Raw genomic sequence first — 478 nt, 5'->3', positions numbered from 1 at the left:
ATGACTTCCAGAAACGCTCATCGTTGATCTACTTCTCTGAGCAAGGGGCGAGTGATCAAGGCAAGGTAGCGTCTGTATTGGCGCGCGGAGAAGGTCTTGAAGCGCACGCACGTTCTGCGGAATATCGTATTAAAGAATAAATTTGATAGGGCGTCGTGATGACAGGATCGACGCCTACGCCAAGCCTTAAGCAGGTAGTTATATGTCTAATTCTCTTCCTCTTCAAAGTGCAGCACTTGTTGAAACCTTGGTTCGACCTGAAATCAGGGCGATGCACTCTTATCATGTTCCAGATTCTTCCGGTTTGTTGAAAATGGATGCCATGGAAAATCCCAATCTATGGCCCGGTGAATTACAACAAGAATGGTTCGAAACACTTAAAGGTTTGGATGTTAATCGTTATCCTGATCCGTCTTGCGCGGAGTTAAAGGCAGGCATCCGCGAGTTGTTAAAGCTAGATGCTTTGCATGAGCAATCA

1 protein-coding gene and 1 pseudogene are annotated in these 478 nt (G+C 46.0%); both read left to right on the top strand.

Going from position 1 to position 478, the window contains the following annotated elements; all coding sequences use genetic code 11:
• The coding region (locus A3738_RS29075) for a histidinol dehydrogenase (RefSeq protein WP_197473535.1) at positions 1–140 on the top strand (140 nt) is incomplete at its 5' end.
• A gap of 62 nt (positions 141–202) precedes the next feature.
• Positions 203–478 (top strand): annotated as a pseudogene (locus A3738_RS02935) (hypothetical protein); the annotation flags it as partial.

The sequence above is a fragment of the Oleiphilus sp. HI0066 genome, assembly GCF_001635725.1.
The sequence above is the reverse complement of the archived record's forward strand: the minus strand, read 5'-3'. Positions and strand labels throughout refer to the sequence as shown.